Raw genomic sequence first — 25,881 nt, forward strand, 5'->3', positions numbered from 1 at the left:
CAGCCTGCCGGGTGACGAGACCATGGTGTCGGCGCCACCTCCGGTACGCCATGTGAGCCGGGCCACTCACCGGCCCGTACCCGGCCGTGTGAGGCCGCGGTCGGGTCAGACGTCGGAGTCGATTCCGGTGACCACCGTGGGTCCGAGCGGCGCGCTGCCGCCGTCCAGGCCGGCCGCGCGCAGGGCGGAGTCCGCGACCTCCCGTGCGCGACCCTCGGCGTGGGCGGCGGTGTCCGCCTCGACGGTGAGGCGGATGGTGAAGGTGCCGTCCTCGTTGACCGACAGGGCGTCGAGGTCCTCCTCGTCTCCCAGGTGGGTGCGGTGCGGGTCCGCGGGGCGCAGCGCCCGGGCGAGCTCGTCCTTCGTGGCGTCCTGGACGGCGCCGGTGAACGTCCCCGGCACCGAGATGACATACGTCGTCATGTGCACTCCTCCTTCGGATCCCCTCCGCCTACCCCGATACGGCCGCGGGACCCGGACGGAAAGGCCCTTCGTCACCGCAGGGCCGCGGTGAGGCGGTGGCGTATGCGCTCGACGTCGACCGGTGTGCGGGCGGGGGCGGCGGTGGTGCAGTCCGGCAGGCCGGCCTTGGCCAGGGTGCTCAGCAGGGCGCGGGGGCCGCTGTCGAGGTAGGTGGTGAAGCCCGCGAGGCGCATCGCGCGCAGGGTGTGGTGGAAGGCCACGGGCTCGGTGAGGTGGGCGGCCGCCGCCGTGCGCAGCTGGGCCGGGGTGCGTGCGGGGCGGGCCTCGGTGGCGGTGTACACGGTGATCGTGGGCGGCGCGACGGGCTGTGCCCGCAGGAGGCGGCGGAAGGCCCGGTGGACCTCGGCGAGCAGGGGGTGGTGGTAGGCGGTGCGGCTGGTCAGCCCGGTGGTGCGATGGCCGAGTGCCAGGGCGGTTCGCCGAGCGGCGGCCAACTGGTCGTCGGGTCCGGCCAGGACGGTCTGGGCGGGGGCGTTGTGGGCGGCGATCCGTACCTGCGGCAGGTCGCCGGTGCGCAGCAGGTCCGCTGCCTGGTCGGGGGTCATGTCGGTGGCCAGCAGGCCGGCCGCCGGCAGCGCGGCGTCCCGCAGCAGCCGGTCGCGGACGTGCAGCAGCCGGACGCCCTGCTCCAGGGTGATGGCTCCGGCCACGGTGAGCGCCGCGAGGTCTCCGACGCTGTGGCCGAGGACCGCGTGGACGGGCGGGGTCGCGAGGTCGAGCAGGACGGTCGCGGAGGCGACCACCGCGGCGTAGGTGGCCAGGTCGAAGGCGAGTGGGTCGGCGAGCAGCAGCTGGTCGGGGCCGGGTGCCCCGACGCCCGTGAGGAGGCGGGCGACGGGTGTCCCGGTGCCGCCGAGTGCGGTGCTGTGGGCGTCCACCCTCCGCAGCGTCCCCGAGACGGACGGGACGTCGCGCAGGTGGCGCAGCGCGCCCGGGAGGTAGGCCCCCTGGCCGGGGCACATCAGCACGGTGCGCGGTGCGCCGCCGGTGGGGGCCGGGGCCGCGTGTCTCATGAGGCGTCGGCGAAGGCGAGCGCGACGTTGTGCCCGCCGAAACCCATGCTCGTGGTGACGGCCGCGAGGGGCCCCGAGGGCAGTGCCGCCGGGCTGCGGCCCACGACGTTCAGGTCGATCTCGGGGTCCACGCGTTCGAGGCTGCAGGCGGGCGGTGCGGTTCTGTCCCGCAGGGCGAGCACGGTGAGGACGGCCTCGATGGCACCGGCGGCGCCCAGCGTGTGCCCGAACGCGCCCTTGGTCGCGCTGACCGCCACGTCGCCCAGTACCCCGGCGAAGACCTTGTGCAGCGCCTGCGCCTCGCCGAGGTCGCCGAGCGGCGTCGAGGTGGCGTGGGCGTTGATGTGCTGGACCTGCTCCGGAAGGAGCCCGGCGTCGCGCAGCGCGGCGTCGACGGCGGCCGCGCAGCCCGTTCCGCCGGGCGCGGGCTGGGCCACGTGGTGGCTGTCGTTGGTGATGCCCGCGCCGGTCAGCCGGCCGTGGACGCGGGCCCCGCGGGCGGCGGCGTGCTCGGCGCTCTCCACGACGAGCATGCCGGCGCCCTCGCCCATCACGAAGCCGTCCCGGTCGGCGTCGAAGGGCCTGGACGCCCCCTTGGGATCGTCCAGGCGCCGGGAGAGCGCCTGCAACCGCGCGAACCCGGCCAGGGCGAGCGGGTGCAGCGCGGCCTCGGTGCCACCCGCGACCACGATGTCGGCGCGGCCCTCCCGGATCATGCCCAGTGCCTGCGTGAGAGCCTCGGCGCCCGCGGCGCAGGCGCTGACCGGGGCGTGGACCCCGGCCTTGGCGCCCACCATCAGCCCCACTTCGGCGGCCGAGTGGTTGGGCAGCATGACCGGGATGGTGCGCGGGCTCACCCGTCCCGCGCCCCGGGTCTCCAGGCGGTGGTTCTGCTCCAGCATGCTGGTGAGCCCGCCCAGCCCCACCCCGACGACCACGGCCACCCGTGCGCCGCCCGCGGCGAGTGACGACGCGTCCGGCAACCCGGCGTCGCGAACAGCCTCCCGGGCGGCGACGAGGGCGAACTGCGCCGAGCGGTCGCAGTGCGCCGCCTTGGCGGAGGACAGGACCGTCTTGGGGTCGACCGCCGCCGGCGCCGCGAGATAGGTCTGCGCCGGGCCTTGCGGCGCCTCGAAGTCGACGCGTTCGACGCCGCAGACTCCGTCCAGCAGGGCCCGCCAGGTGGACGGGACGTCCCCGCCGAGCGCGGTCGTCAGTCCCAGCCCGGTGATGACGGCGGCGCGCTCCTCGCGGGCCGGGTCGGCCGCGTGCCGTGGGCTCACGCGGTGCCGCCCGCGGGGGCGGCGACGGCCTCGGCGAGGTGGGCGGCGATCTGCCGCACGGTCGTGAGCCGGTCCGCCTGCTCCTGCGGCACCTCGATCTGCCAGCGGTCCTCGATGGCGGCGACCAGCTCCAGCATGGCCAGCGAGTCGACGCCCAGGTCGTCCTTCAGGGACGAGTCCGGTCCGATCTCCTCCACGGCCAGGTCCTCGACCGTCGCGGCCAGCAGTTCCCGCAGTTCTTCGAGCAGCTGTCGTTCGCCAGCGGTGGACGGCATGTCCGCTTCCTCCTTGTTCGTACGCGGCGCACTCGCGGTGGACGGGAGGGCCTGGCCTCCGGGAGTGCGCCGCCGGTGTACCGGCGACCTGCCGGACACACCGACAGACTGTCCGGCCGGCCGCCGCGGCAAGCGCCCCGTACGGGAGGACAGCGGGGCATCGGGGTCACTCGAGGGGCTCCTGGGGACGCCCGCGTCCTCTCTTCACGTTGAAGCGCCCCGCGGCGGGCTGAGGGTGGCGGACGGCGAGCGCGTAACGGGGCCGGGAGCCGTGGAGGCGGCGCTGTCGCACTTTCTCAGCGGACTTTGGCGGCTCTTTTAAGGCTTTCTGAAGATGACCTTCGAACGGCCGTTTCCACGCGGGACGCGTCCTAGGCTCTCGAACACCCCCCACAGTCCCGGTGGGCGCGGTCGCGTCCACCGGGTACGGGGCTCCGTCAGCCGACAGACAAGCCGAGGTGTCCTGCGTATGGGTTCCCGCCGAGCCGCTCGCCCGTCCCGTACCCACGCCCGCCCGCGCGGCGGGCTCAGGACCCGCGGTACCGCGCTGGTGCTCGGCGCGGTCACCGTGACGGCGGGTGTCGGGATCACGCTGGCCGTCGCCGGAGGCGAGGACGGCTCGGCCGCGGACCGGGTCGCCACGAGCTCCGCCGGTGAGGCACCGGGCGCCGAGGACGCGGCGGGCGGCGCGGCACCACTGGCGTCCGCGTCGGCGAGCCCGAGCGTCACGGCGAGCAGCTCACCGAGCGGGAGCGCCAAGCCCGAGGAGAAGCCGAAGAAGACGGCGAGCCCGGCCGGCAGCCCGTCGAAGACGGCCGAGCCCGCGTCCAAGGCGCCCGTGAGGACGACGGCGAAGAGCGGCGGCGACCGGCCGGCCGGCGGTGGTGACACGGGGTCGGGCGGCACCGGAGCGGGTTCGGACTCGGGATCGGACTCCGGTTCCGGCGGGGGCGGCGGGCCCGAGGCGCAGGTGCTCGCGCTCGTGAACGAGGAGCGGGCCTCGGCGGGCTGCTCGCCGGTCACGGCGAACGACCGGCTGACCCGGGCCGCCGACGACTACAGCGACGTCATGGCGAGCAGCGGCGTGATGTCCCACACGGGCCCCGACGGCTCCACGATGACGACCCGCGTCGAGGCCGCCGGTTACCAGTGGTCCACGCTGGGCGAGAACATAGCCCGGGGACAGGCGGACGCCGCCTCGGTGATGGACTCCTGGATGAACAGCCCCGGCCACCGCGCGAACATACTCAACTGCTCCTTCAAGGAGCTGGGCGTCGGCGTCCACTTCGGCGACGGCGGCCCCTGGTGGACCCAGAACTTCGGCGCCAGTCGCTGACGCCCGTCACCGCACCCCTCCGCCGGCGCCGCTCGCGCCGGCGAGCACGAACGACACCCGCACCCGCGCGCCCCCCAGCGGCGCGCGGGTGATCGTCAGTTCGCCGTCCGCCGCGCGGGCCGCCCGGGCCACGATGTCCAGTCCGAGGCCGGTGGAGCCGCCGACGCTGACACCCCGGGTGAGGGCCGCCTCGGGGTCCGCAACGCCCGGTCCCGCGTCGTCGACCGTGAGGAACACGTGCCGCTCCGCCCGCTCCACGCGGACGGCGAAGGCGGTGCCCTGCGGGGTGTGCCGGAAGACGTTGCCGATCAGGGCGTCGACGACGGCCGCGAGGTCGTCCTCGGGGAAGGCGACCGGCGCCGGACGCGGGGTCAGGGAGCGCTCGTACGGACGGCCCTGCTGGGTGGCGAGGACCGACCAGAAGTCCAGGCGCATGGCGACCACCTCGGCGACGTCGCACGGCTTGGCCGGACCCGCCCCCGCACCGCCGTGCTGCACCGCGGCCAGGGGCGTGCGCGCGGCCGCGATGATCGAGTCGAGCTCGCTCTCCAGCTGGCCGGCCGCTTCGGTGACCCGCCGGGCGCTCGGGGTCGCGCCCATCCGGTCGGCCTCCAGGTAGAGGGCGGTCAGCGGGGTGCGCAGCCGGTGCGAGAGGTCGGCGACCAGTTCGCGTTCGACGGCGAGCAGGTCGACGACCCGGTCGGCCATGGTGTTGAAGGCCACACCGGCCTCCTGGAGCTCGGGCGGGCCGTCCGGTTCGACCCGTACGTCCAGGTTGCCGGAGCCGAGGTCGAGCGAGGCGCGCTTGAGGCCTCGGGAGGAGCGGACCACGCGGGCGCCGAGCCGGTCGGCGACGAGCACCGAGCCGCCGACCAGGCCCAGCGCGAGCAGGGCCATGACTCCCCACGAAGCGGCCACGCCCCTGGTGAGGTCCGCGGCGGGCACGTAGGCCTCCACGACCGCGACCCGGTCGCCCCGCAGGACGACGGGCTGGAGGTAGACCCAGCCGTCCGCGGTGTCGACGGCGAGCGTCTCGCGCCCCCGCACGGCCCGGTCGAGCGCATCCTTGGGGGCGTGCGGGGTGCCGACGAAGCCGCCGTCGGGCAGCCGTACGACGAGCTGGTCGGAGGAGCCCAGCTCGGCGACGGCCTGCTGCACGTCGGCGCGCCGGGTGGTGAGGGCGAGCACCGGGGAGAGGGCCGAGGCGCGCTGCTCGGCGGCGGTGGTGACCCGGTCCCGGGCCTGTTCGCGGACGAGGAGGGCGAGCGGGATGAGGAACGACAGCGCCACCATGGAGGTGACGGCCAGGGCGATCCCGGCGAGGGCACGTCTCATGGCGAGCTGACCAACTTGATGCCGATACCGCGGACCGTGTGGAGGTAGCGGGGCTTTCGCGCCTTCTCGCCCATTTTGCGGCGGAGTGCGGAGAGGTGGACGTCCACCGTCTGGTCCTCCACGTACGGCTGCTGCCACACCTCGGCGAGTATCCGCTGCCTGGATATGACCTGGTCGGCGTTGGCGGCCAGGTAGGCGAGCAGGTCGAACTCGCGGCGGGTGAGCGGCAGTTCCCGGCCGGCGAGGTGTGCGGTGCGCCCGGTGAGGTCGATGCGCAGGTCGGCTACCTGGACGACGGGCCGCCGCGCGGCGCGGACGTCGGCGGGGACGGAGCGGCGCAGCACGGCGGCGAGCCGGGCGGCGAGCTGCCCGCCGGAGAAGGGCTTGACCATGTAGTCGTCGGCCCCGGCGTTGAGCAGCCGGATGACCTCCGTGTCGTCGTCGCGGGCGGTGGCGACCAGCACCGGGACGCGGGAGATGCCCCGGATCATCCGCAGCACGTCAAGACCGTCGAGGTCGGGCAGCCCGAGGTCGAGCACCACGATGTCCGGCGGGCTCTGGGTGATCTCGCGCAGCGCCTCGAAACCCTGGTGTGCGGTCTTCACCGCGTAGCCGTGTCCGGTCAGGACCTCGATCAGCGCGGCCCTGATCACGGGGTCGTCCTCGACGACAAGTACGGAGGCCATGGGCAGGCACGTTAGCCGGTCCGTCACTATGGTGTCGTGTCCCGCCTCCTGCGCTACCTGATCATCTGGCTGTCGTGCACGGCAGCCAGTGTCACGGCTGTCATCATCACGATCCACTTCGTGGTGGGCTCGACCCGGCCGACCGCGCCGGTCGCGCAGTCGGCGCCGAAGGAGCTGCCGGCGTCCCCCCGGCCCACACCGTCCAAGAGCGCGAAGCCCTCCCCCAGCCCGTCGGCGACCAGCCGGAAGCCCAGCCCGACACCGTCCCGTACGAGCGAGAAGCCGCCCGAGCCGAGGCCGACACCGACGCCGACCGCCCGCACCACGCCCGCGCCCGCTCCGACGGGCGGGGGCGACCCGGGATGCGAGGAGGGCGGGGCCGGTGTGTACACGGTGCCGTCCGAGGGCGGCAAGGTGACCGTGCGGTTCGGCGACAGCGGGGTGTGCCTGGTCTCGGCGGTGCCGAACCGGGGCTTCACGGTGAATACGGAGCAGAGCGGGCCGCAGACGCTGACGGTGACCTTCTCGGCGAGCCGTCACCGGTCGGAGATCACCGCGACGACGCAGCCGCAGAGCCGGGCCGACGTCCGCGAGGTGTCGTGGTGAGGTCCCTCACTCCGTTCACGTCGTGGCGGTGCAGGCGGCCCCATTGAGGCTGAACCCGGTCGGGACGGTGTTGATGCCGCCCTTCCCGCCGGTGAACCCGAGGGTGACCGTGCCGCCGGCGGGGATCGTGGAGGTGTAGGAGGCGGGGGCGACGCTGACCGCGCCGGCGTTCTGGGTCGGGGTGCCTCCCCACATGTTCGTGATCGTCTGGCCGTCGGCGAAGGCGAAGGTGAGCGTCCACGGGCTGATGGGCGCGGTGCCGGTGTTGCGGACGGCGATCTCGCCTTGGAAGCCGCCCGGCCACTCGCCCACGACGCGGTATCCGACGGAGCACGCGGTGCCGGGGGTGCTGCCGCCTTCGCCGGTGGTGACGTCCACGGTGGCGGAACGGGCCGAGCGGTTGCCCGCCGCGTCGCGGGCGTAGACGGCGAAGGTGTACGTGGTGTCGGCGGTCAGGCCCGTCACGGTGGCGGTGTTGGTGGTGGAGGCCGCGACCTCGGTCTCGGCGCCGTCGCCGACCCGGACGACGTCGTACCCGGTGACGCCCACGTTGTCGGTGGCGGCGGTCCAGCCGAGGGTGACGGAGGTGGCCGTGGCGGCGGTGGCGGCCGGGGTGCCGGGTGCCGTCGGGGCCTGGGTGTCGTCCGGGGCGTCACCGCCGAAGACCGTGGCCTCCTTCGAGGTCCGGGCGATCCCGTTGGCGCCGTGGAAGATGCGCTCGCCCCAGGAGCTGAGCCGGCTGGGGTCGAAGTCGAGGGCGAGGTCGAGGACCGGGTCGGTGTTGCCGCTCCAGGACCAGGCCAGGTAGCCCAGGCTGAGTCGTTCGGCGGTGGCCATCATGGTGTCCTCGTCCGGGTCGCCCCACTGGTCGGCGGGGCCGCCGAACTCGCCGATGAGGAGGGGCAGTCCGGCGTCGACGAAGGCCTGCAGGTAGTCGGTGATCTCCTGGGCGGTGTCGTAGACGCTGTACATGTGGATCGAGAAGATCAGGTTGCCGGTGGGGTCGGCGTCGTACACGGACCGCGCGTTGGCCCGCATGACCCCCTGCCAGTCCTGGCCCCAGTTGGGCGCGTCGACCATGATCGTGTGCTGGAAGCCGGCGGCGCGCAGCTTCTCGATCGCCGCGATGGTCGGCTCGGTCCAGCCCGCGGGGTCGGTGTTGCCCCAGGGCTCGTTGCCGATGTTGACGACGACGTAGTCCTCTTCGCCGGCCAGCACGTCCTTCAGGCCGATCCAGTAGTCGGCGGCGTGGTCGAGCGTGCCGGCGGCGGCGTCCTCGCCGTAGCCGGTGGTGTCGTGCACCTCCAGTACGCAGATCAGCCGGTTCGCCTTGCACTGGTCGACGACGGCGGCCACGTCCTCGGGGCTGTTCTCGCTCCAGCGGTGGCCGTCGGAGAGGACGACCCGGACCGTGTTGGCGCCCAGCGCCTTGACGTCCGCCAGTGACTGGGTCTCGCCGGGGTACCAGGTGTGGGCGTGGTTGACCCCGCGCATGACGAAGTCGTTGCCGTTGCCCTCCAGCAGCCGGCCGTCACTGATGTGCAGGCCGGTGGCGGCCTGGGCGCCGAGCGGCTGGGCCAGGGCCACGGCCGGGGAGAGGGCGCCGAGGACGGCCAGACCGATCAGAGCGGCCAGCGCGCTGAGCAGGCGGGCCGAGAGGCGCTGCCGAGGTTCGCGTGGTGTCGTGCGCACGGTGCCTCCAGTGAGTGGGGAAGCGCTTACTGTGTGGGAGCGCTCCCATGAACCCATGACGGCGCGTACACGTCAAGATGAAGGGCGGGATCGAATCTCGCGGGAAACGGGTACGTCCCGCTCACGGATGAGCGGGACGTACCGGATCTGCTGCCCTCCCGGTTCGGTCAGGGCAGGGTCCACTTCTGGTTGGGGCCGGTGTGGCAGGTCCACAGGTGGACGGGCGTCCCGTCGTTCCAGGTGCCGCCCGACGCGTCCAGACACTTGCCCGACTGCGGATTGCGCACCGTGCCGTCCGGCTGGGCCGCCCACTGCTGCGCACCCGTGCCGTTGCACGTCCAGAGCTGGATCCGCGTACCGTCCGCGCTGCCGCCACCGGACACGTCCAGGCACTTGCCCAGCGCCTTCAGCGTCCCGTCACCGGCAACCGTCCAGTCCTGCGCCGCACTCCCGTTGCACGTCCAGACCTGCACCTCCGTACCGTCGGCCGTGCCCGAGTTGTCCACGTCCAGGCACTTGCCGTTGACGCCCTTCACGGGGCCCGATCGCGGGCCGGTCGGCGGCGTCCCGTCCTGCTTGACGCGGATGTTGCGGAAGGCCACCTCGTCGCCGTCTCCGTGGTTCTGGAGTCCGATGTGCCCCTGCCGCAGACTGCGTGCCGGGTCGGTGTTGGTGAAGTCGTTGATCTTCGCGCCGTTGAGGAAGATCTCCAGCCGCTCTCCGGTGACGCGGAGTTCGTACGTGTTCCACTCCCCCGGCGGGTTCAGCGCGGCGTCGCGTGCGGGGAGGTCCGCCGACTTGAAGCCGTAGACGGCGCCCGTGGTGCGGTCGGCCGCGTCCGTGGCGTCGATCTGGATCTCGTAGCCGTTGTTCACCGCCGACCAGGGGTCGCTGGAGGCCGGGAAGCCCACGAAGACACCGGAGTTGTCGTCCCCGGACGCCTTCCAGTCCAGCTTGAGGGAGTAGTCGCCGCTGAACTCCTCGGCGGCGTACCAGAGCATGCCCAGTCCACCGTGGGAGGTGAGGGTGCCGTCGGCGAGGGTGAACCCGCCGGGGCCGGCCTGCTGCCAGCCGGTGGTGCCGGAGCCGTCGAACAGGGACGTGTAGCCGGTCTCCGGGCGGCAGTCGGCGTTGGTCATCCCGGCCGCCCAGCGGACACCGCCGAGCAGGTGCCGGCGGAAGGCCGGGTCGGTGTAGGACTCGTCGGTGTGGCCGCCGCCGGTGTAGAAGGCCCGGCCGCCCTCGTAGTCCTTGCACCAGGCGATCGGGTGGTCGCCGTTCATGTTCCCGCCCGAGTAGCTGGACTCGTCGAGCGAGGCCAGGACATGGGCGGTGGTGCGCGGGTTGGTGCGGTAGTTGTACCACTCGTCGGTGCGCTGCCAGGTGCTGCCCAGATGTGCGGTGGCGTCGTGCGCGCGGTCCTCGACCTCGACGGTGGCGGTCTGGATGGCCGGGTGCGAGTGGAAGAGGGCGCCGGCCAGTCCCGCGTAGAACGGCCAGTCGTACTCGGTGTCGGCCGCCGCGTGGATGCCGACGTATCCGCCGCCACCCTGGATGTACTGCTCGAAGGCCGTCTGCTGGGCGCCGTTCAGCACGTCGCCCGTGGTGGAGAGGAAGACGACCGCCTCGTACTGGGCGAGGTTGCCGGTGGTGAAGGCCTGGGCGTCCTCGGTGGCGTCCACGGTGAAGTTGTTCGCGGTGCCGAGGCTGCGCAGCGCCGCGATGCCGTCGTCGATCGAGGAGTGGCGGAAGCCCGCCGTCTTGGAGAACACCAGGACCTCGTAGGCGGGGTCGGCCGCCGCCTGCTGCTGCTCCGCGGCGGCGGCAGGGCTCACCGCCTGGGGCAGCGCCGTGGCCTGCGGGGTCAGGCAGAGCGCGGCGCCGGCGAACAGGCCGAGGGCCGCTTTGAGATGGGTGCGCATGGACGATCGCCTCCTTTCTACGGAAGGGTCCATTTCTGGTTGGCATTGGCGTGGCAGGCCCACAGGTGGACGACGGTTCCGTCGTCCCAGGTGCCGCCCGAGGCGTCCAGGCACTTGCCGGACTGCGGGTTGCGGACCGTGCCGTCGGACTGGGCGGCCCAGGTCTGCGCGCCCGATCCGTTGCACGTCCACAGCTGGATCTTCGTACCGTTGGCGCTGCCGCCGCCCGACGCGTCCAGGCACTTGCCCAGCGCCTTCAGCGTGCCGCCACCGACGGTCCACCGCTGCGCGGCCGTGCCGTTGCAGGTCCAGATCCGCACCTGGGTGCCGTCGGCGGTACCGCCCCCGGCCACGTCCAGGCACTTGCCGTTGACGCCCTTCACCTCGCCCGTGCCGCTGCCGCCGCCGGAGGTGGTGAAGGAGAACTCGTCCACGTCGAACAGGGCTCCGGCGCCGCCCTTGAAGACGAGGTACAGGGTGGTGGAGCCGCCCGGCTGGTTGCTCAGCGACGCGGACACGTCCTGGAAGGTCTCCCAGCCGCCGGTCACCGGCACGGTCGCGGTGCCGAGCAGGGTGCCCGTCGGGGACCCTGCGCGCACCTCCAGGGTGCCGCCGGCGCCGCCCGAGGAGACCCGGGCGGTGAACCCGGTGGTGTTGCCCAGGGCGTAGGGCTCGAAGGCGATCCAGTCGCCGTTGTCGATGTGGCCGACCGTCTTGCCGCCGTGCGCGGGGGCGTGGTCGACGACCTGGACACCGGAGGAGTCGCCGTAGTGCTCGGCCTGCCGGTGGCTGGGCTGGGTGATGTGCTGGTCGTGGGTGGTGAGGCCGCCCTCGTCGGTGTACTCGGCGTCGATGACGCCGAAGATGTTGGCGTTGGGGTCGTGCTCGCCGTCCGCCAGGGTCCGCAGGGTGCCGGTGCAGCCGGTGGCCGAGGTCTGCGGGTGGCCGTGGCTGTCGTGGCCGACGATGAAGGTCACCTTCACCTTGGAGCAGTCGATCGTGCCGTCTTCGGGATCGGTCACCGTGACCTTGAAGGGGATCGCCGCGCCGAAGTCGTAGATGCTCCCGTCGGTGGGCAGGTCGATGGTGACCGTGGGCGCGGTGTTCCCGACCGTGATCCGCACGGACGCCGTCGCGGATTTGCCGGTCGGGTCCGTGACCTCCAGCGTGGCCGTGTACTGGCCGTCGGCGGCGTACGTGTGGGAGGGGTTGGCGGCGGTGGAGGTGGCGCCGTCGCCGAAGTCCCAGGCGTAGCTGAGGGCGCCGCCGTCCGGGTCGGAACTGCCGGCGGAGGAGAAGGCCACCGTCAGGGGTGCCGGGCCGGAGGTGACGTTCGCCTTGGCCTGGGCGACCGGGGCGAGGCCGTCGGTGACGTGCTCGATGCGGTAGAGGGCGGAGTTCTCGTCGCCGCTGAAGTAGCCGGTGCCGTAGTCGAGGACGTAGAGGGCGCCGTCCGGGCCGAAGGCCATGTCCATCACCTGGGTGCCGCTCCAGGGGAAGGCGTTGATGGACTGGACGGTGCCGTCGCCGGCGGACTCGATGCGCTTGATCCAGCGGCGGCCGAACTCGCCGGCGAAGAAGTCCCCGTCGTACTCCTGCGGGAACTTCACCGAGGAGCTGGAGCCGGCGTCGTAGCGGTAGACGGGGCCGCCCATGGGTGACTCGGAGCCGCCGCCGAACTCGGGGACCGAGCCGCCGTTGTAGGAGATCCAGGCGGGCTGGGCGGGCGGCAGGTCGGTGAGGCCGGTGTTGTTCGGTGAAGTGTTCTTCGGGGCGGCGCAGTTGAACTGGGCGCCCGAGGTTCCGGTGGCGAAGTTGTAGTCGGTGTAGGCGTCGTTGTCGCCGGTGCAGTAGGGCCAGCCGTAGTTGCCCGCCTTGGTGATGCGGTTGAACTCGACCTGTCCCTCGGGCCCGCGCGCGGGGTTGGCCACGCCGGAGTCGGGGCCGTAGTCGCCGAGGTAGACGATGCCTGTGGCCTGGTCGACGCTCATCCGGAAGGGGTTGCGGAAGCCCATCGCGTAGATCTCGGGCCGGGTCTTGGCGGTGCCGGGCGGGAAGAGGTTGCCGCTCGGGACGGAGTACGAGCCGTCGGCGTTGACCTTGATGCGCAGGACCTTGCCGCGCAGGTCGTTGGTGTTGCCGGAGGAGCGCTGCGCGTCGTAGGCGGGGTTGCGGGAGGAGCGCTCGTCGATCGGGGTGAAGCCGTCCGAGGCGAACGGGTTGGTGTCGTCGCCGGTGGACAGATACAGGTTGCCCGCCGCGTCGAAGTCGATGTCCCCGCCGACGTGGCAGCAGATGCCGCGGGAGGCGGGGACGTCGAGGATCTTCTTCTCACTGGCGAGGTCCAGGGTGCCGTCCGCCTTCAGCACGAACCGCGACAGCCGGTTGACGCCGTCGAACGGCGCGAAGTCAGCGGGCGTTCCGTTGCCCGGGGCGTCGCCACCCGGGGTGCTCAGCGCGGGGGCGTAGTAGAGGTAGACGTGGCGGTTGGACGCGAAGCCCGGGTCCGCGGCGACGCCCTGGAGGCCTTCCTCGTCGTGGCTGTAGACGTCGAGCCTGCCCGCCACCTTCGTGGTGCCCGCCGCGTCGGTCAGCCGGAGTGTGCCGTCACGCGAGGTGTGCAGCACCGAGCGGTCCGGCAGCACGGCCATCGTCATGGGCTCGCCCGTCTCGGCCACGCCCTTGGCGAGAGTGACCTGTTGGAACTCCTCGGCGGCCGCGGCCGCGGGCCCGCCGCCCGGGTCGGCCGGGGCGGCGGCGGCCGGGGTGGCGGCGGCCGGGCTCATCGGCAGCGCCAGGGCGAGGGCGCATGCCAGGGCCGGCAGTAAGGAGCGGACACGTCTGTGTCCGAGCGGTCTCGTGCGCACAGAGTTCTCCCGAGGGTGAGGGGTGGCGGCAGGCGTACGAGGCCTGCCGTGAGGGAGTACGGGCGCGCGCCGTCGCGCCGTCGAGCCCGGTCGAGAGGGGACTATGACCGGTTCATTTCAAGGAAGTTAGCGGCCTTGGTCCGCACCTGTAACCCCTTTCGCGCAAGATCTCGATTCTTCTTCCGCTGCGGGGACAAAGTGTCGTGTGCAATCGGATCGGCCGGCGCGGACACCGTGCGCCGCGCGCACGCGGCACTGGGGGCCGGGCGGATGCCCGGCCCCCAGTGCCTCATGACGGAACGCGCGCTAGTGGCGGCAGTCCCAGTGTCCCTTCTCCCAGACGTGGTCCCAGTGCCCGTGGACGTAGACCCACTTGTAGGACCAGTCATGACCCCACTCGCCGTGGTGCCAGCTCTTGTGCTCGTACCACTTCTTCTCCCAGTGGCCCTTCACCCACTTCTTCTCCCAGTGACCCTTCTTCCAGTCGCAGCGGTCGTGCTGGTCACCGGTGACCACGGTCGCCGCCGACGTGGGTGCCGGGGCGGCGCTCGCCGTCCCGGCCATGCCCAGCGTGGCGCCGCCGGCGAGCAGCCCGGTCGCGGCGAGGCCCACGACGGCCCGGCGGATGCCGAGGGATGACGCCATTCGGCTCACCTCCTTCACAGACGGTGTCGAATGCGTCCTTGCACAAGCCATTCGAAGCAGTCGGCGACGTGGATGACCGGGACGCCGGGAACTTCCCCTCTACTCGGTGTGGGTGAGCGCCGCGTACACGACGATGTTGTCGGCGTACCGGCGCTCGGCGGTGGAGTAGTCACCCGCGCAGGTGATGAGCCGGAGGCCGGCGTGGTCGAGGTCGCGGTAGACCTCCACGGTGGGGAACTCGTCCTTCGGGTACTGCTCGACCCGGTCCACGGTGAAGATCGCGGTGCGACCGTCCTCGCGGTCGACGGTGACGGTGTCGCCGGGGGCGAGTTCGCCCAGGCGGTAGAAGACCGACCGGTCGCCGTCCCAGGTGACGTGCCCGGCGATGACGGCGGGGCCGCGCTGGCCCGGCGCGGGTCCCGGCGTGTACCAGCCGGCCAGGTCGGGATCGCGCGGGGTCTGCATCGCCCCGTTGCCGTCGCGCCCGAGATCCTCCAGGGCGGAGGAGACGCCGATGGCCGGAACGGTCACCTGGGTGGGCGCGGACCGGGGAAGGGCGGCGGCCGGACCGACGTGACCGGCGTCGTGCCGGTCACCTTCCGGCGTGGGGTCGGCGCCCTGCCGGCCGCCTTCGGGCGCCGGGCCGGTGCTCTGCCGGTCGCCTTCGGGCGCCGGGCCGGTGCTCTGCCGGTCGCCTTCGGGCGCCGGGCCGGTGGAGGCGCGGGCCCCCGGCCCGGTCGGTGCGGTGACCGACGGGGCCGGGGGTACCGCGCGGGACTCCTCGGCGCCGCGCCACAGGCCCGCGGCCAGGGCGGCGGCGGAGAGCACCGCGACCACCGCGCAGAGGAGCAGCAGCAGGCGCCGCCGGGAAGGCCCGCGGTTCACCGGGCCGCCCGGTCAGCGCTCACCGGCACGCCGCCACACGACCACGGCCCCCACGGCGGCCGCCATCAGGCCCGCCCCGCCGAGGGCCATCATCTGCCCCGCGTCATCGCCGCCGGTCGCCGCGGTGCCGGTCTCGACCCCGCCCTCGGGCATCTCGCCGATGGACGCTCCGTGGACCATGCCGCAGCTGGCCGGGGCGGTCGCCTCAAGGGGGAGCTTCGGGTCGAGTTGGCTCTTGCCGGCGTCCATGTCGTAGGTGCCGTTGTCGTTGACGTCGATGCCGTGCTGCACGATGTGCAGGTCCTTGAAGTGGTCGGCGACGTCCTGCGAGACGGTGATGGTGCGCTCGTAGGACAGCTTGCCGTCCTTGCCCGCGGTGGGCATCCGGTCGACCGCGAGGCCGCTGTCCTTGCTGGTGTCCCCGCTGGTGGTCAGCGAGATGTTGATGTCGCCGTAGGCGGGCAGTCCCTCCACGGTGGAGACGATGCCGTCGCCGTCCTTGTCGGCGCTCGCGTCGGGACAGTGGAAGTCCATGCCCTTGGTCGAGCCGTGGATGTGCTGGGCGTGCGGCGCTCCGGGGGTCAGGCCCTCGGCCTGGATCTTCACCGTGAGTTTCGTGTCCTCCAGGCTGACCATCGCGGTGCCGCTCGCGCCCGAGTCGTTCAGCTGCTTCAGGTCGATCTGGTACGCCTGGCTGTCGGCTGCCAGTGCGGGGGCCGCGGCTGACAGGGCCAGCGCTGCGGGCAGTGCGGTGAGTGCGGCTATCCGTGCGATGCGTCGGTTCCTCACGCGATCACTTCCTTCCTCACGGCCCACCCGGGGGGGGTGGACGGCCGGGGCGGCGCCCGGCACGGGGCCGGGCGGCCGCTGGTACGGGGAATCCGTAGCGCGCGGTCCACCGGATTGGTCGAAGTACGGCCCGCCGCGGACGATCCGCATCCGCAGGGGTCACGGCTACGAACAATGAGTGAGGGCCTGTCCCCCGATCGCTCACCCGGTGTCACGCGGACGGCTCCCGACCACGTGCGCTCCCCTCGGAGAGGGACCAAGGTCGAGCAGAGCCGAGGAGCGACGATGGATCACGGAAGCCACGCCGGCACGGAAAGCGACGCCCAGCCCCGCCCGGGGCGGTCTTCCGGCGATGCCCGGGTGGACGAGTTGCTCACCCGGGCCGCCGGCGGTGACGAGCAGGCGTTCGCCGGTGTCTACGACGCTCTGGCCTCACCCGTGATGGGGCTCGCCTGCCGGGTGCTGAGGGACGAGGCGCAGGCGGAGGAGGTGACCCAGGACGTGATGGTGGAGGTGTGGCGCACCGCCGACCGCTTCCGCCCGGAACGGGGAGCCGCCCGGAACTGGGTGCTCACTCTCGCGCACCGCCGGGCCGTGGACCGGGTGCGGTCGGTCTCCGCGTCCCGGGCCCGCGAGCTGCGCACCGGGGCCCGGGAGCAGGACCGGCCGTTCGACGCGGTCGCCGAGGAGGTCGAGGAGCGGGAGGAGCATCGCGTGGTCTTCCGCTGCCTGGCGGAGCTGTCCGGGCAACTGCGGCTGCCCCTGGTACTGGCGTACTACGAGGGATTGACGTACGCGGAGGTGGCCGATTCGCTGGCCACTCCGGCGGGCACCATCAAGTCGCGGATGCGTCAGGGGCTGCGGCGCCTGCGCGAGTGTCTGGAGACGGGATCATGAGAACCGGCGACGACCCGCACCTCGATGTCGGTGCCTACGCGCTGCACGCTCTGCCGCCGGACGAGGAAGCCGCCTTCGAGAACCACCTGGCGAGCTGCGCCGAGTGCCGGCGCGAAGCCGACGAACTGACGAGGACGGCGAGCATGCTGGGCGCGGGCGAGGCCCGTGCGCCGTCCCCGGAGCTGCGCCACCGGGTGCTCGGCCAGATCTCCACCGTCCGTCAGGAGCGCTTGGAGCGTCCCCGGGCCGGGGAACGCCCCCGTCGGCGGCAGCGGGTCCTCGGCTTCGCGCTGGCCGCCTCCGTGGCGGCCGCGGCCGCGCTCGGCGGTATCGCCTGGTGGCAGCACACGGAGGCCGACAACGCCCAGGAGGAGGCCGCCGACCTCCACACCGGTGCGGAGGCCCTCGCCGACGTGCTGGCCGCCCCGGACGCCACGATCAGCACCGCGGAGCTTCCGCAGGGCGCCACGGCGAGCGTGGTCGCCTCGCGGGCCCAGGGCCAGGCCGCGTTCATCGCGTCGGGTCTGCCGCCGCTCACCGACGACCAGGTCTACGAGCTCTGGTACGCGGAGGCGGGGGACTTCCGGCCCGCCGGGCTGCTGTCCGGCGCGGGCGGCCGTCAGGCGCACATCCTCGACGGACCGCTCGCGGGGGCCACCGCCGTCGGCATCACCGTCGAGCCCGCGGGCGGGTCCCAACAGCCCACGACCGACCCGCTCAGCGTCATCTCCGTCCCCGTGTGACGCACGAGGACGGAGATGACGGAGTTGACGACGGCTACGGCGCCGAGACCTCCCGGCCGGGCGGCGCCTGCGGCGCGAGCGCGTCGTCGCCGTAGATGCCCTGCACCCAGTTGGTCTGGTACACGGTGTCGAGGTAGCGCTCGCCGAGGTCCGGGGCGATTGCCACGGGAGTGAGCCCGCGCCTGCCGTGCCGGGCCAGCCAGCTCGTCGCGCCGCTGACCACCGTGCCGGTGGACCCGCCGAAGAGGAAGCCGCGCCTCGCCAGGCTCCGGCAGGTGCGGACGGTGTCGGCCTCCTCGACCCGCACCGCCTCGTCCACGTACGCCTCGTCGAGGAGCGGCGGGCGGACGCTCATGCCCAGGCCCGGAATCATCCGGCGGCCCGGCGGGTCTCCGAAGATGGCGGAGCCGACACTGTCCACCGCGACGATCCGCACCGGGCGGTGCCAGGAGCGGAACCAGCGGGCGCATCCCATCAGGGTGCCGGTGGTGCCGACACCGACGAACAACACGTCCAGTTGCGGGAACCAGCGGGCGATGGCCGGCGCCGTCCTGAAGTAGTGGGCCTTCCAGTTGTCGGCGTTGGTGTACTGACTCAGCCAGACGTAGCGGTCGTCCGCCGCGCACAGCTCACGCACGTACGCCAGCCGCGCGCCCAGCAGGCCGCCGGTGGCGTGCTCGTCGGAGACGACGTGCACCTGGCTGCCCAGGGCCTCCATCATCAGCCGGGTGGTCAGGTTGCAACGGGAGTCGGTCACGCAGACGAACCGGTAGCCCTTGCTCGCCGCGATCATGCTCAGCGCGACCCCGAGGTTGCCGGAGGAGGACTCCACCAGGATCGAGTCCCGCTTCAGGGTCCCGCTCCGCTCGGCGGACTCCACCATCTCGGTCGCGGCCTTCAGCTTGATCGAACCGGCGAAGTTGAAGCCCTCGCACTTGAGGAAGAGCCGGTGCCCGGACATCGACGCGAGGTCGACGTACAGGTCCTCCTCGTTGAAGGCCTGGGGAACGGATATGACTGGCACGATGGTCTCCTCGGGTGGGACCGGATGGTGGACGGCGGGCCGTCCTCAGCCGTGGCGCCGCAGTTCGTGGAAGAAGTCGTCGATGACGCGCAGTTCGCCGGAGCGGGCCACCTCGTCGTAGACGAACTTGCCGACGGCGAGATCGAGGACGCCCAGGCCGAACGGCGAGAAGACCACCGTCCGGTCGGCGGGCACCGTCACCCGGCCGGCCATCACGTCGTCGAGCGTGCCGAGCAGGAAGTCGCGGCTGCCGGTGAGGCGTTCGGTCAGGTGGGGCGAGGTCTCGGCCCGCAGGCAGTGGTCGATGTCGTCGACGATGTTGGTGGCGGACAGCAGGACCTCGGGCGCGAGGTCGCGCAGGGACACGTGCAGGACCACCGGGTTGTGGTGGAACCAGGACGGGTCGTCGATGTGCGGCCGGCCCGCGACCGTGGCGAAGACGATCAGGTCGCTGTTGCGGACCAGTTCCTCGGCGCTGTGGTGCACGGTGACGCGGCCGACGGCCCCGGACTGCTCCAGGTAGGTCCGGAAGCCGGCCGAGCTGTCGGCGGACACGTCGTGCACGCCGATGGCGTCGAACGACCAGCCGGTGCCTTCGAGATAGGTGTGGATGTAACGGGCGATCAGACCCGCCCCGACGAAGCCCAGCCGGGTGGGGCGCGGTCGTCCCCTGCTGAGCCGGTCGGCGGCCGACGCGGCGGACGCGGCGGTCCTGGCGGCGCTGATGATCGAGCTCTCCATGCAGGCGAAGGGGTAGCCCGTGTCGTGGTCGTTGAGGACGAGCACGGCCGACGCCCTGGGGATGTCCGACGCGACGTTGGTGGGGAAGCTGGAGATCCACTTCAGGCCGTCCACGCTGTTCTCGCCGCCCAGCGAGGCGGGCAGCGCGATGATCCGTGCCGTGGGCCGGTCGGTGAAGCGGAGGAAGGAGGACGGGGGGTTGACCGAGCGGCCGGCGCCGTGCAGGCGGTAGGTCTCCTCGACCACCTCCATCACGGTCTTCTCCCGTCCGTCGAGGACGTCCTTGACCTGGGCGCCGGGGATGACGGCGAAGGGCGGCACGGTCGGTGTGCCGGCGCGTGCGGTCGCGGCTGTGGCGGGACGTACGGTGGTCATACCGCTGCCCTCCCGGATCGCGGGGCGGAGTGTTCGGGGCGTGCGGAGTGCGGGTGTACGGGGTTGCCCATCGCCACCAGCACCTCGCGCGGTCCCTCGTACGCCTCCCGGCTGTGTGCGGTGCGGATGTTGTCGACGACCATCAGGTCTCCGGCGGTCCAGGGCCGGCGTACGGTGTGCGCCTCGTAGGCCTTGTTGATCTGCTCGACGGCGCTCCGGGGGACGGGATCGCCATTGCCGTAACGGGTGTTGAAGGGGAGGCCGTCGGGGCCGTACTCCTCGACGAGGAACTCCCGGACCTCGGGGGCCATGGTCCACTCGTTGAGGAACGCGATCTGGTTGAACCAGCAGCGCACGCCGGAGACCGGGTGGCGCACCACGGCGGGGCGGTGCTGCCGGGTGCGCAGTGAGCCGTCCGGCTGCCAGGACCAGTCGATGTCGCCTGCCCGGCAGTACGCCTCGACGGCGCCGCGGTCCTCGGTGCCGAACGACTGGGTCAGCGTGGCGCCGATCTCGTCGTGGTAGGTGCGGGTGAGCAGCCAGCCCTCCCGCTCGAAGCGGTCGGTCAGTTCGGCGGGCAGCGTGCGCAGTACGGCGGCCGAGTCGGCCACGGCGGTGGCGCCGCCCTCGGTGGGCGGCCGGAGGCAGGCGAACAGCAGCAGGCCGGGGCACCGTGTCGCGTAGCTCAGCTCGTGGTGCATGCACATGGGCTGGTTGGGTGGCCACACCGACGACGAGTAGACGCCCTCCGCGTGGACGTCGCGGGCGGCGAACGCCTCACGTTCGATCGCGGGGCGGTCGGCCAGTCGGTGGAGGAGCGCCTCGACGTCGGCCGGGGTGCGCGGGCCGAGTCCGCGGACCGTGAGTGCGCCGTGCTCGGCGACCAGGTCGAGCAGGGTGTCCCGGTGCTCGGCCACCCAGCCGGCCGGGTCGGTGGGCCGGGCGTGGATGACCGCGGCGCCGTCGACGACCTGGCAGCCGGTGGTGTCCGGAGAGCCGGTGGTGTCCGAGGAGCCTGCGGTGTCCGGAGAGCCTTCGGTGTCCGGTGGTGCGGGGCTCCCGGAGGGCGGAGCCGGCGGGGCGGGTGCCGCGTGCTTGCGGAACAGTGCGGACAGCATGGGATTCTCCTCGGAAGGTGTCTCTTCAGGGCCCGGCCGGGGACGCGGTGGTGCCCGTGCCGGTCCGGGTGTCGAGCAGGCGGGCCAGTTCGGCGAGCGCCGGATGGGCGGTGAGGTCGCGCAGGGAGATCGCCCGGTCCAGACAGACCGCGAGCCGTACGGCCGACAGGGAGGTGCCGCCCAGCCCGAAGAAGTCGTCGCCCCGGCCGATCCGTTCGGTCGGTACGCCCAGTACCGCCGCCCAGGCCGCCGCGAGCCGCCGCTCGGTCGGTGTCCGCGGGGGCCGGTGGGAGTCCTCGGCCGTGCCGAGTTCGTCGGCGAGCGCGGCCAGCGCCTTCTTGTCGGTCTTGCCGTTGGCCGTGAGCGGCAGGCTCTCCAGTTGGTGGAAGGAGACCGGGACCATGTATGCGGGCAGCAGGTCGCCGAGCCCCTCCCGCAGGTGGTCGCCGGTCAGGGGCCGGCCGCCCGTGCAGAAGGCGGTGAGTTGGCGGCCGTGGCCCTCCGGGCCGGTGGCCACCACCGCGCCGTCGCGGACGCCGTCCACCCGCAGCAGCGCGTTCTCGACCTCACCGATCTCTATGCGGAACCCACGGATCTTGACCTGTGCGTCCTCGCGGCCGAGGAACTCCAGCTTCCCGTCCGGCAGCCAGCGGCCGAAGTCGCCGCCCCGGTAGAGCCGCTGGCCGGGCCGGTGGGGGTCGTTCCGGTAGGCGAGCCGGGTGCGTTCGGGATCGTTGACGTAGCCGCGGCCGACACAGACGCCGGAGAAGACGATGGCACCGGGAGCGCCTAGCGGCACGGGGACGAGGTTGTCGTCGACGACGTAGACGCGCACGTTCCGCACGGGGCGGCCGAGCGGTATCCGGTCGGTGACCGGCATGCCGTCCAGCACCTCGTGGTTGGTGTCGTCGGACGTCTCGGTCAGTCCGTAGGCGTTCACCAGCCGGACGCCGGGCCCGCCCTTGAACCACCGCTGGACGAGTTCCGCCTTGAGCGCCTCGCCGGTGACCGACACACACCGCAGGTCCGGCAGGTCGCGCGGCTCGCGCTCCAGCGCGGTCAGGAGGACGTCGAGGTAGGAGGGCACGAGCTGGAGGACGTTGACCCGGCCTCCGGTGATCGTGTCGAGGAACCGGTCGGCGTCGAGGATCGCGTCCTGCTCGACCAGCAGGGTCCGTCCGCCGGTCAGCAGGCCGGCGAGCAGCTGCCACAGGGAGATGTCGAAGCACTGCGACGCCGTCTGCGCCACGACCGTGCCTTCGCCGATGTCCAGGTCCTCGATCTTGGCGAGGAGGTGGTTGAGCAGACCGGCGTGCTCGCACATCGCGCCCTTGGGCTCTCCCGTGGAGCCGGAGGTGAAGAACACGTACGCGAGGCGGTCCGCGGCTATGTCCATGCCGAGGCGGGTGCCGTCGGTGGCCTGTTCGGTGAGGTCGGGGACAAGGAGCTCGCGGGTGCCGGGCAGGGAGGCGAGGGCTCGGTCCAGGTTGGCCGTACTGCCCGGCTCGGTGAGCACGAGGGCGCAGTCGGCGCGGGTGAGCATGGCGGTGATGCGTCCGGGCGGGTAGTGCGGGTCGACGGGCAGGTAGGCGCCGCCGGCCTTGAGGACGGCGAGGACGGCGGCCGTCCAGTTCAGGTCACGTTCGGTCACCACGGCGACCGTGTCCTCGGGGCGCAGCCCTCGCGCCAGCAGGGCGCGTGCCAGCCGGTTGGCCCGTACGTCGAGTTCCCGGTACGTCCACTGCCGGTCTCGGTGCACGGCGGCGACGGCGTCGGGGTGGCGGCGCACGCGCTCCTCGAAGAGTTCGTGGACGCGGCGGTCCGGCAGTTCGCGGCGCGGGCCGGCGAGGCCGTCGAGCTGGAAGCTGATCTCCTCGCCGGACAGCAGGCCGCGCCGGTCGTGCGGGGCGTCCGGGTCGGCGGCGATCTGTTCGAGCGCGGCCAGGTGGTAGCCACCGATGCGGGCGGCGCAGTCGGCGTCCAGCACGTCGGTCCGGTACCGCAGGCGCAGTACGCGCCGACCGCTCCGCTCCCCCGCCGTGACGGCGAGGACGGTGCCGTCCGCGAGAGTGGCGGGCGCATGCCCGGTCGGGTCGAACACGACCTCGGGAGCCGGGGACGGCCCGGTCCTCGTGGGCGGCGGCGTCACCGCCTCCGCCTCCGCCCGCGTGGCCGCGGACACCAGTCGGGCCCAGGGGCCGGGGCCGGCCGTGAGCTCCCAGGGCAGCGGCCCGATCCCTGCCTGAGCAGGCAGGTAGCCGCCACGGACGACGGGGTCGCCGGAGAGCAGGGCGAGCACCTTCGCGTGGGCCGCCAGGAGGATCGCGGTGAGCGGCACGCCCAGTTCACCTGCCCGTCGGTGCAGCTCCGAGGTCACTCCGTCGGGGAGGGTGACTACGTGCTCGGCGGTGCCGGGCACGGGTGCGAGGGTCCAACGCGGGACGGTCGTGCGGGCGCCGCCGGTGTCCGGGGTCTCGGCTCCGGGGATGTGTCCGCCGGTCACTGCCGTCGTCATCACAGCCCACCTCCACTGCCATGGGTGCCGTCGGGTACGGGGAGGGCCGGATTCCCCGCCCAGCGGGTGTGTTCGGGGACGGTCTCGCCCTTCATCAGGAAGACGTCCGCGGCCAGTACCGCCCCGTCGCCGACCGTCACGCCGTAGTGCACGAACGCTCCGACGCCGAGGGTGCAGCCGGCGCCGATCGCGCTGCGGTCCGACTTGAACGTGCCGTCCTCCTGCGAGTGGCACTGCACGGCGCTGCCCGAGTTGAGCGTGCAGTCGTCGCCGATGGCGACCATCGGTCGCTCGGTCAGGCTGCATCCGTCGTCGAACACCCGGGCTCCGACGCGGACGCCGAGCAGCCGCCACACGACGGGCTTGAACGGGGTGCCGTTGAGGACCTGGATGTATGTCTCCGACGGCACCTTCCAGTACCGCTCGCGGTGCCAGAAGCGGCGGTCGTAGATCGAGCAGAACAGCGGCCCCGGACGACGCCGGGCCGTGACGGCCCGCTCCACGGCGACGAAGTACAGGAGGGTGAACGGCAGCAGGACCGCGTTGGCCAGGGCGATCACCAGCGTGCCCCACTGCGGGTACAGGCTCGCCGCGCACGCGAAGAGCACGGTGACGCAGAAGAAGAACAGCCAGCCCGAGAACAGGTGGCAGGCCATCGTCACCGCGTTGTGCCGGTTCTTGGCCGCCAGACGGCGGCGCAGGCCGTCCCCCTCCTTCAGCTCGTCGAAGGTGGCGTCCCGCGCCACCGACCGCGGGATCTCGAAGGAGGGGGAACCGAGCAGTCCCACGTCGTGCCGGAGCGGGCCGTCGACGGGGATCATCACCTTGGTCGCCAGGAGGCAGTTGGCGCCGGTCCTGCCGCCCGGCGGGTAGGCGATCCGGTTGCCCAGGAAGTTGTGCGCGCCGATGGCGGTCCGCGACAGGCGGAAGGAGGTGCTGGAGTACTCGCCGTTCATCATCGAGAGGCCGTCCGCGACCATGGTGCCGGTGCCGATCACGCTGGTGAAGGGGGTCTCGTGCTTGACCCGGGTGCCGAAGTTCGAACCGGTCTGCTCGATCCGGCACAGGTCGTACCCGATCCACCGCAGGTAGTGCACGATGCACGTGCTGTCGCCGAACAGCCGTGTGAGCGACGTCCGGTTGCTGATCAGGAGCGTCGCCCGGTGCAGGGCGTGGTGGAGGCCGTAGAGCGGGTAGGTCCGGCCCGGGGTGACGCATCGGCTCAGCAGGCGCGGGACGGTGCCCACGACGGCGAGGGCGGCGAGCACGGCACCGAAGAAGGTCACGGCGGTGATCACCAGTACGTCGACGTAGAGCACCCAGCCGGCCGGCGTCGCGCGTCCCCGGCTCAGCACCGTGGAGCCTTCCAGGATCGGGGAGAGCAGCGCGTCCAGGAGGCCCACCGCCAGCGGTACGTAGACCAGCTGGGCGGTGAGCAGCAGCAGGACTCCGTTGACCGCCCGGCGTACGGTGCCGCAGCGGGCGGGGGGCACGGGCTGGAAGTCGACGTCGGCGGGCTGGGCCGGTGAGCCGTGCCAGTGCTCGCCGTCCGGGACCGTCTGGCCGGTGTGCAGCGAGGACGCGTGGCCGAGCTGGGAGCCGTCGCCGAGACGGGAGTCGATGTCCAGTACCGTCGCCTCGCTGACGACCGCGTCGCGGCCCAGGGTGACCGGCCCGGTCTCGATGACGCCGTCGTGGGCGTGGTAGCAACTGATGAGCGAGTCCTTGCGGACGATCGTGCCGTCGCCGATCGTCAGCAGGTCGGTGCAGACGGGAACCGTGCGCGACAGGAACGTCACCCCTCGTCCGATCCGCGCGCCCAGTGCTCTGAGATAGAGCGGATACAGGGGCGAACCGGCGAACAGCGCGAGGGGGCTCGTCCGGAGCAGCGCCTTGACCAGCCAGAAGCGAACGTAGGCGAGGCTCCAGACGCGGAACCGCCGTGGCGTCCACCGGCCGACCAGCAGCCACTTGGCGATCACCGGCAGTGCGCACAGGACCGCGAGCAGCACGGCGCCGAAGGCGACGGACCGCAGGTAGGAGTCGAGCAGGCCGGTTCCGGCGGAGATCCAGTCGTAGCCCCGGGCGCTGACGAAGGCGAGGAGGAGTGCGTAGCCGAGGTAACCCAGGAGTTGCACGGCTCCGCAGAGCACGCGGTGGGGTCGGCCCGTCGGCGCCGGCGCCGATGGCCCGGGCCTTTCCGCAGCGGTCGCCTCGGGGGCGGGAGCGGGCGCCGCCGGGTCCGCGAGGGCCGCTGTCAGGGCGCCGATGGTCGGGTGCCGGTAGATGTCGCGCATCGACACCGACGGCAGGTCGGGCCGTTTCCTGATCCGGGCGCAGAAGTGCGCCATGACCAGGGAGTCAGCACCCAGGTCGTGGAAGAAGTGACTGTCGAGTGGCACCTCGTCCACGTGGACGACGTCCGCCAGCACCCGGGCGAGTGTCTCTTCCATGCCGGGTGCTGGGGGACACGCGAGCCCTGTGTGGTGGTGAGTGGTGACCGAGGGGCCGGTGTCCCTCACCTCGAGCTGCTGTCCCGTCATGAGGACTCCCTGGGCTGCTGCCGGTCGAACGTCCTGCTGTCTTGCCAGGTATTCGTCGCCAGGGAGGCGAGGTATGAGGAGACCTCGCATTTTCTTGGCTGGTGAGCA

22 protein-coding genes are annotated in these 25,881 nt (G+C 72.6%); 4 read left to right on the forward strand and 18 right to left on the reverse strand.

Annotated features, from left to right (window positions below; genetic code table 11):
- Positions 1 to 105 precede the first annotated feature (105 nt).
- The 4 genes from RI578_RS02135 to RI578_RS02150 form a co-directional block, all read right to left on the reverse strand.
- Positions 106 to 423: a hypothetical protein gene (locus tag RI578_RS02135; RefSeq protein WP_210958376.1), complete on the reverse strand. Its 318-nt coding sequence runs from the start codon at positions 421 to 423 to the stop codon at positions 106 to 108.
- 71 nt (positions 424 to 494) lie between these two features.
- A complete protein-coding gene (locus RI578_RS02140; protein WP_310869409.1) occupies positions 495 to 1,496 on the reverse strand; it encodes an acyltransferase domain-containing protein in 1,002 nt (333 codons plus the stop codon).
- Positions 1,493 to 2,779 carry a beta-ketoacyl-[acyl-carrier-protein] synthase family protein gene (locus RI578_RS02145; protein ID WP_310869410.1) on the reverse strand — a complete coding sequence of 429 codons (1,287 nt, stop codon included), beginning with the start codon at positions 2,777 to 2,779 and terminating at the stop codon, positions 1,493 to 1,495. Before RI578_RS02145 ends, RI578_RS02140 begins: the two co-directional genes overlap by 4 nt.
- The gene (locus RI578_RS02150; RefSeq protein ID WP_310869411.1) at positions 2,776 to 3,054 is read right to left on the reverse strand and encodes an acyl carrier protein; all 279 of its coding nucleotides are present in this window, start codon (positions 3,052 to 3,054) and stop codon (positions 2,776 to 2,778) included. The genes RI578_RS02145 and RI578_RS02150 overlap by 4 nt, the downstream gene beginning before the upstream one ends.
- Before the next feature lie 469 nt (positions 3,055 to 3,523).
- On the opposite strand from RI578_RS02150, the gene RI578_RS02155 reads away from it, so the two are divergent.
- Positions 3,524 to 4,390, forward strand: a complete 867-nt coding sequence (locus tag RI578_RS02155) for a CAP domain-containing protein (protein ID WP_310869412.1) — start codon at positions 3,524 to 3,526, stop codon at positions 4,388 to 4,390.
- A gap of 6 nt (positions 4,391 to 4,396) precedes the next feature.
- Here the strand turns inward: RI578_RS02155 and RI578_RS02160 are convergent, their stop codons facing one another.
- From RI578_RS02160 to RI578_RS02170, 3 genes are read right to left on the reverse strand one after another with little or no spacing between them, the layout of a single operon-like run.
- Positions 4,397 to 5,725 (reverse strand): HAMP domain-containing sensor histidine kinase, encoded by a 1,329-nt coding sequence (locus RI578_RS02160; RefSeq protein WP_310869413.1) that lies wholly within the window; start codon positions 5,723 to 5,725, stop codon positions 4,397 to 4,399.
- Positions 5,722 to 6,411 (reverse strand): response regulator transcription factor, encoded by a 690-nt coding sequence (locus RI578_RS02165; RefSeq protein WP_310869414.1) that lies wholly within the window; start codon positions 6,409 to 6,411, stop codon positions 5,722 to 5,724. The genes RI578_RS02160 and RI578_RS02165 overlap by 4 nt, the downstream gene beginning before the upstream one ends.
- A gap of 53 nt (positions 6,412 to 6,464) precedes the next feature.
- Entirely contained in the window at positions 6,465 to 6,803 is a 339-nt protein-coding gene (locus RI578_RS02170; protein WP_310869415.1) for a hypothetical protein, read from the reverse strand.
- On the opposite strand from RI578_RS02170, the gene RI578_RS02175 reads away from it, so the two are divergent.
- A complete protein-coding gene (locus RI578_RS02175) occupies positions 6,796 to 7,017 on the forward strand; it encodes a hypothetical protein (protein ID WP_310869416.1) in 222 nt (73 codons plus the stop codon). The two genes, RI578_RS02170 and RI578_RS02175, sit on opposite strands and share 8 nt — an antisense overlap.
- A 15-nt stretch (positions 7,018 to 7,032) precedes the next feature.
- On the opposite strand, the gene RI578_RS02180 is transcribed toward RI578_RS02175, so the two are convergent.
- From RI578_RS02180 to RI578_RS02205, 6 genes are all read right to left on the reverse strand, one after another.
- Positions 7,033 to 8,709: a cellulase family glycosylhydrolase gene (locus RI578_RS02180; RefSeq protein WP_310869417.1), complete on the reverse strand. Its 1,677-nt coding sequence runs from the start codon at positions 8,707 to 8,709 to the stop codon at positions 7,033 to 7,035.
- A 167-nt stretch (positions 8,710 to 8,876) separates the two neighbouring features.
- Complete coding sequence (locus tag RI578_RS02185) at positions 8,877 to 10,631, reverse strand: ThuA domain-containing protein (RefSeq protein ID WP_310869418.1); 1,755 nt, start codon at positions 10,629 to 10,631, stop codon at positions 8,877 to 8,879.
- A 17-nt stretch (positions 10,632 to 10,648) separates the two neighbouring features.
- Positions 10,649 to 13,417 carry a PQQ-dependent sugar dehydrogenase gene (locus tag RI578_RS02190; protein WP_399063005.1) on the reverse strand — a complete coding sequence of 923 codons (2,769 nt, stop codon included), beginning with the start codon at positions 13,415 to 13,417 and terminating at the stop codon, positions 10,649 to 10,651.
- A 387-nt stretch (positions 13,418 to 13,804) separates the two neighbouring features.
- Positions 13,805 to 14,143 (reverse strand): hypothetical protein, encoded by a 339-nt coding sequence (locus RI578_RS02195; protein ID WP_310869420.1) that lies wholly within the window; start codon positions 14,141 to 14,143, stop codon positions 13,805 to 13,807.
- 99 nt (positions 14,144 to 14,242) lie between these two features.
- Positions 14,243 to 15,028, reverse strand: coding sequence for a class F sortase (locus RI578_RS02200; protein WP_310869421.1), 786 nt, complete (start codon positions 15,026 to 15,028; stop codon positions 14,243 to 14,245).
- A gap of 12 nt (positions 15,029 to 15,040) precedes the next feature.
- On the reverse strand, positions 15,041 to 15,817 hold the full coding sequence (locus RI578_RS02205) for a CHRD domain-containing protein (protein ID WP_310869422.1): 777 nt from the start codon (positions 15,815 to 15,817) through the stop codon (positions 15,041 to 15,043).
- A gap of 285 nt (positions 15,818 to 16,102) precedes the next feature.
- On the opposite strand from RI578_RS02205, the gene sigK reads away from it, so the two are divergent.
- Positions 16,103 to 16,714, forward strand: a complete 612-nt coding sequence (gene sigK / locus RI578_RS02210) for an ECF RNA polymerase sigma factor SigK (RefSeq protein WP_310869423.1) — start codon at positions 16,103 to 16,105, stop codon at positions 16,712 to 16,714.
- Complete coding sequence (locus tag RI578_RS02215) at positions 16,711 to 17,457, forward strand: anti-sigma factor (protein ID WP_310869424.1); 747 nt, start codon at positions 16,711 to 16,713, stop codon at positions 17,455 to 17,457. Before sigK ends, RI578_RS02215 begins: the two co-directional genes overlap by 4 nt.
- Before the next feature lie 34 nt (positions 17,458 to 17,491).
- On the opposite strand, the gene sbnA is transcribed toward RI578_RS02215, so the two are convergent.
- From sbnA to RI578_RS02240, 5 genes are read right to left on the reverse strand one after another with little or no spacing between them, the layout of a single operon-like run.
- Complete coding sequence (gene sbnA / locus RI578_RS02220) at positions 17,492 to 18,481, reverse strand: 2,3-diaminopropionate biosynthesis protein SbnA (RefSeq protein ID WP_310869425.1); 990 nt, start codon at positions 18,479 to 18,481, stop codon at positions 17,492 to 17,494.
- Positions 18,482 to 18,526: 45 nt separating this feature from the next.
- A complete protein-coding gene (gene sbnB, locus RI578_RS02225; protein ID WP_310869426.1) occupies positions 18,527 to 19,597 on the reverse strand; it encodes a 2,3-diaminopropionate biosynthesis protein SbnB in 1,071 nt (356 codons plus the stop codon).
- Positions 19,594 to 20,715: a TauD/TfdA family dioxygenase gene (locus RI578_RS02230; protein WP_310869427.1), complete on the reverse strand. Its 1,122-nt coding sequence runs from the start codon at positions 20,713 to 20,715 to the stop codon at positions 19,594 to 19,596. Before RI578_RS02230 ends, sbnB begins: the two co-directional genes overlap by 4 nt.
- Positions 20,716 to 20,740: 25 nt before the next feature.
- Positions 20,741 to 23,230: a non-ribosomal peptide synthetase gene (locus tag RI578_RS02235; RefSeq protein WP_310869428.1), complete on the reverse strand. Its 2,490-nt coding sequence runs from the start codon at positions 23,228 to 23,230 to the stop codon at positions 20,741 to 20,743.
- A complete protein-coding gene (locus RI578_RS02240) occupies positions 23,230 to 25,773 on the reverse strand; it encodes a Pls/PosA family non-ribosomal peptide synthetase (RefSeq protein ID WP_310869429.1) in 2,544 nt (847 codons plus the stop codon). Before RI578_RS02240 ends, RI578_RS02235 begins: the two co-directional genes overlap by 1 nt.
- Positions 25,774 to 25,881 lie beyond the last annotated feature (108 nt).

Source organism: Streptomyces sp. BB1-1-1 (genome assembly GCF_031597775.1).
GTDB classification, from domain to species: Bacteria; Actinomycetota; Actinomycetes; order Streptomycetales; family Streptomycetaceae; genus Streptomyces; species Streptomyces thinghirensis.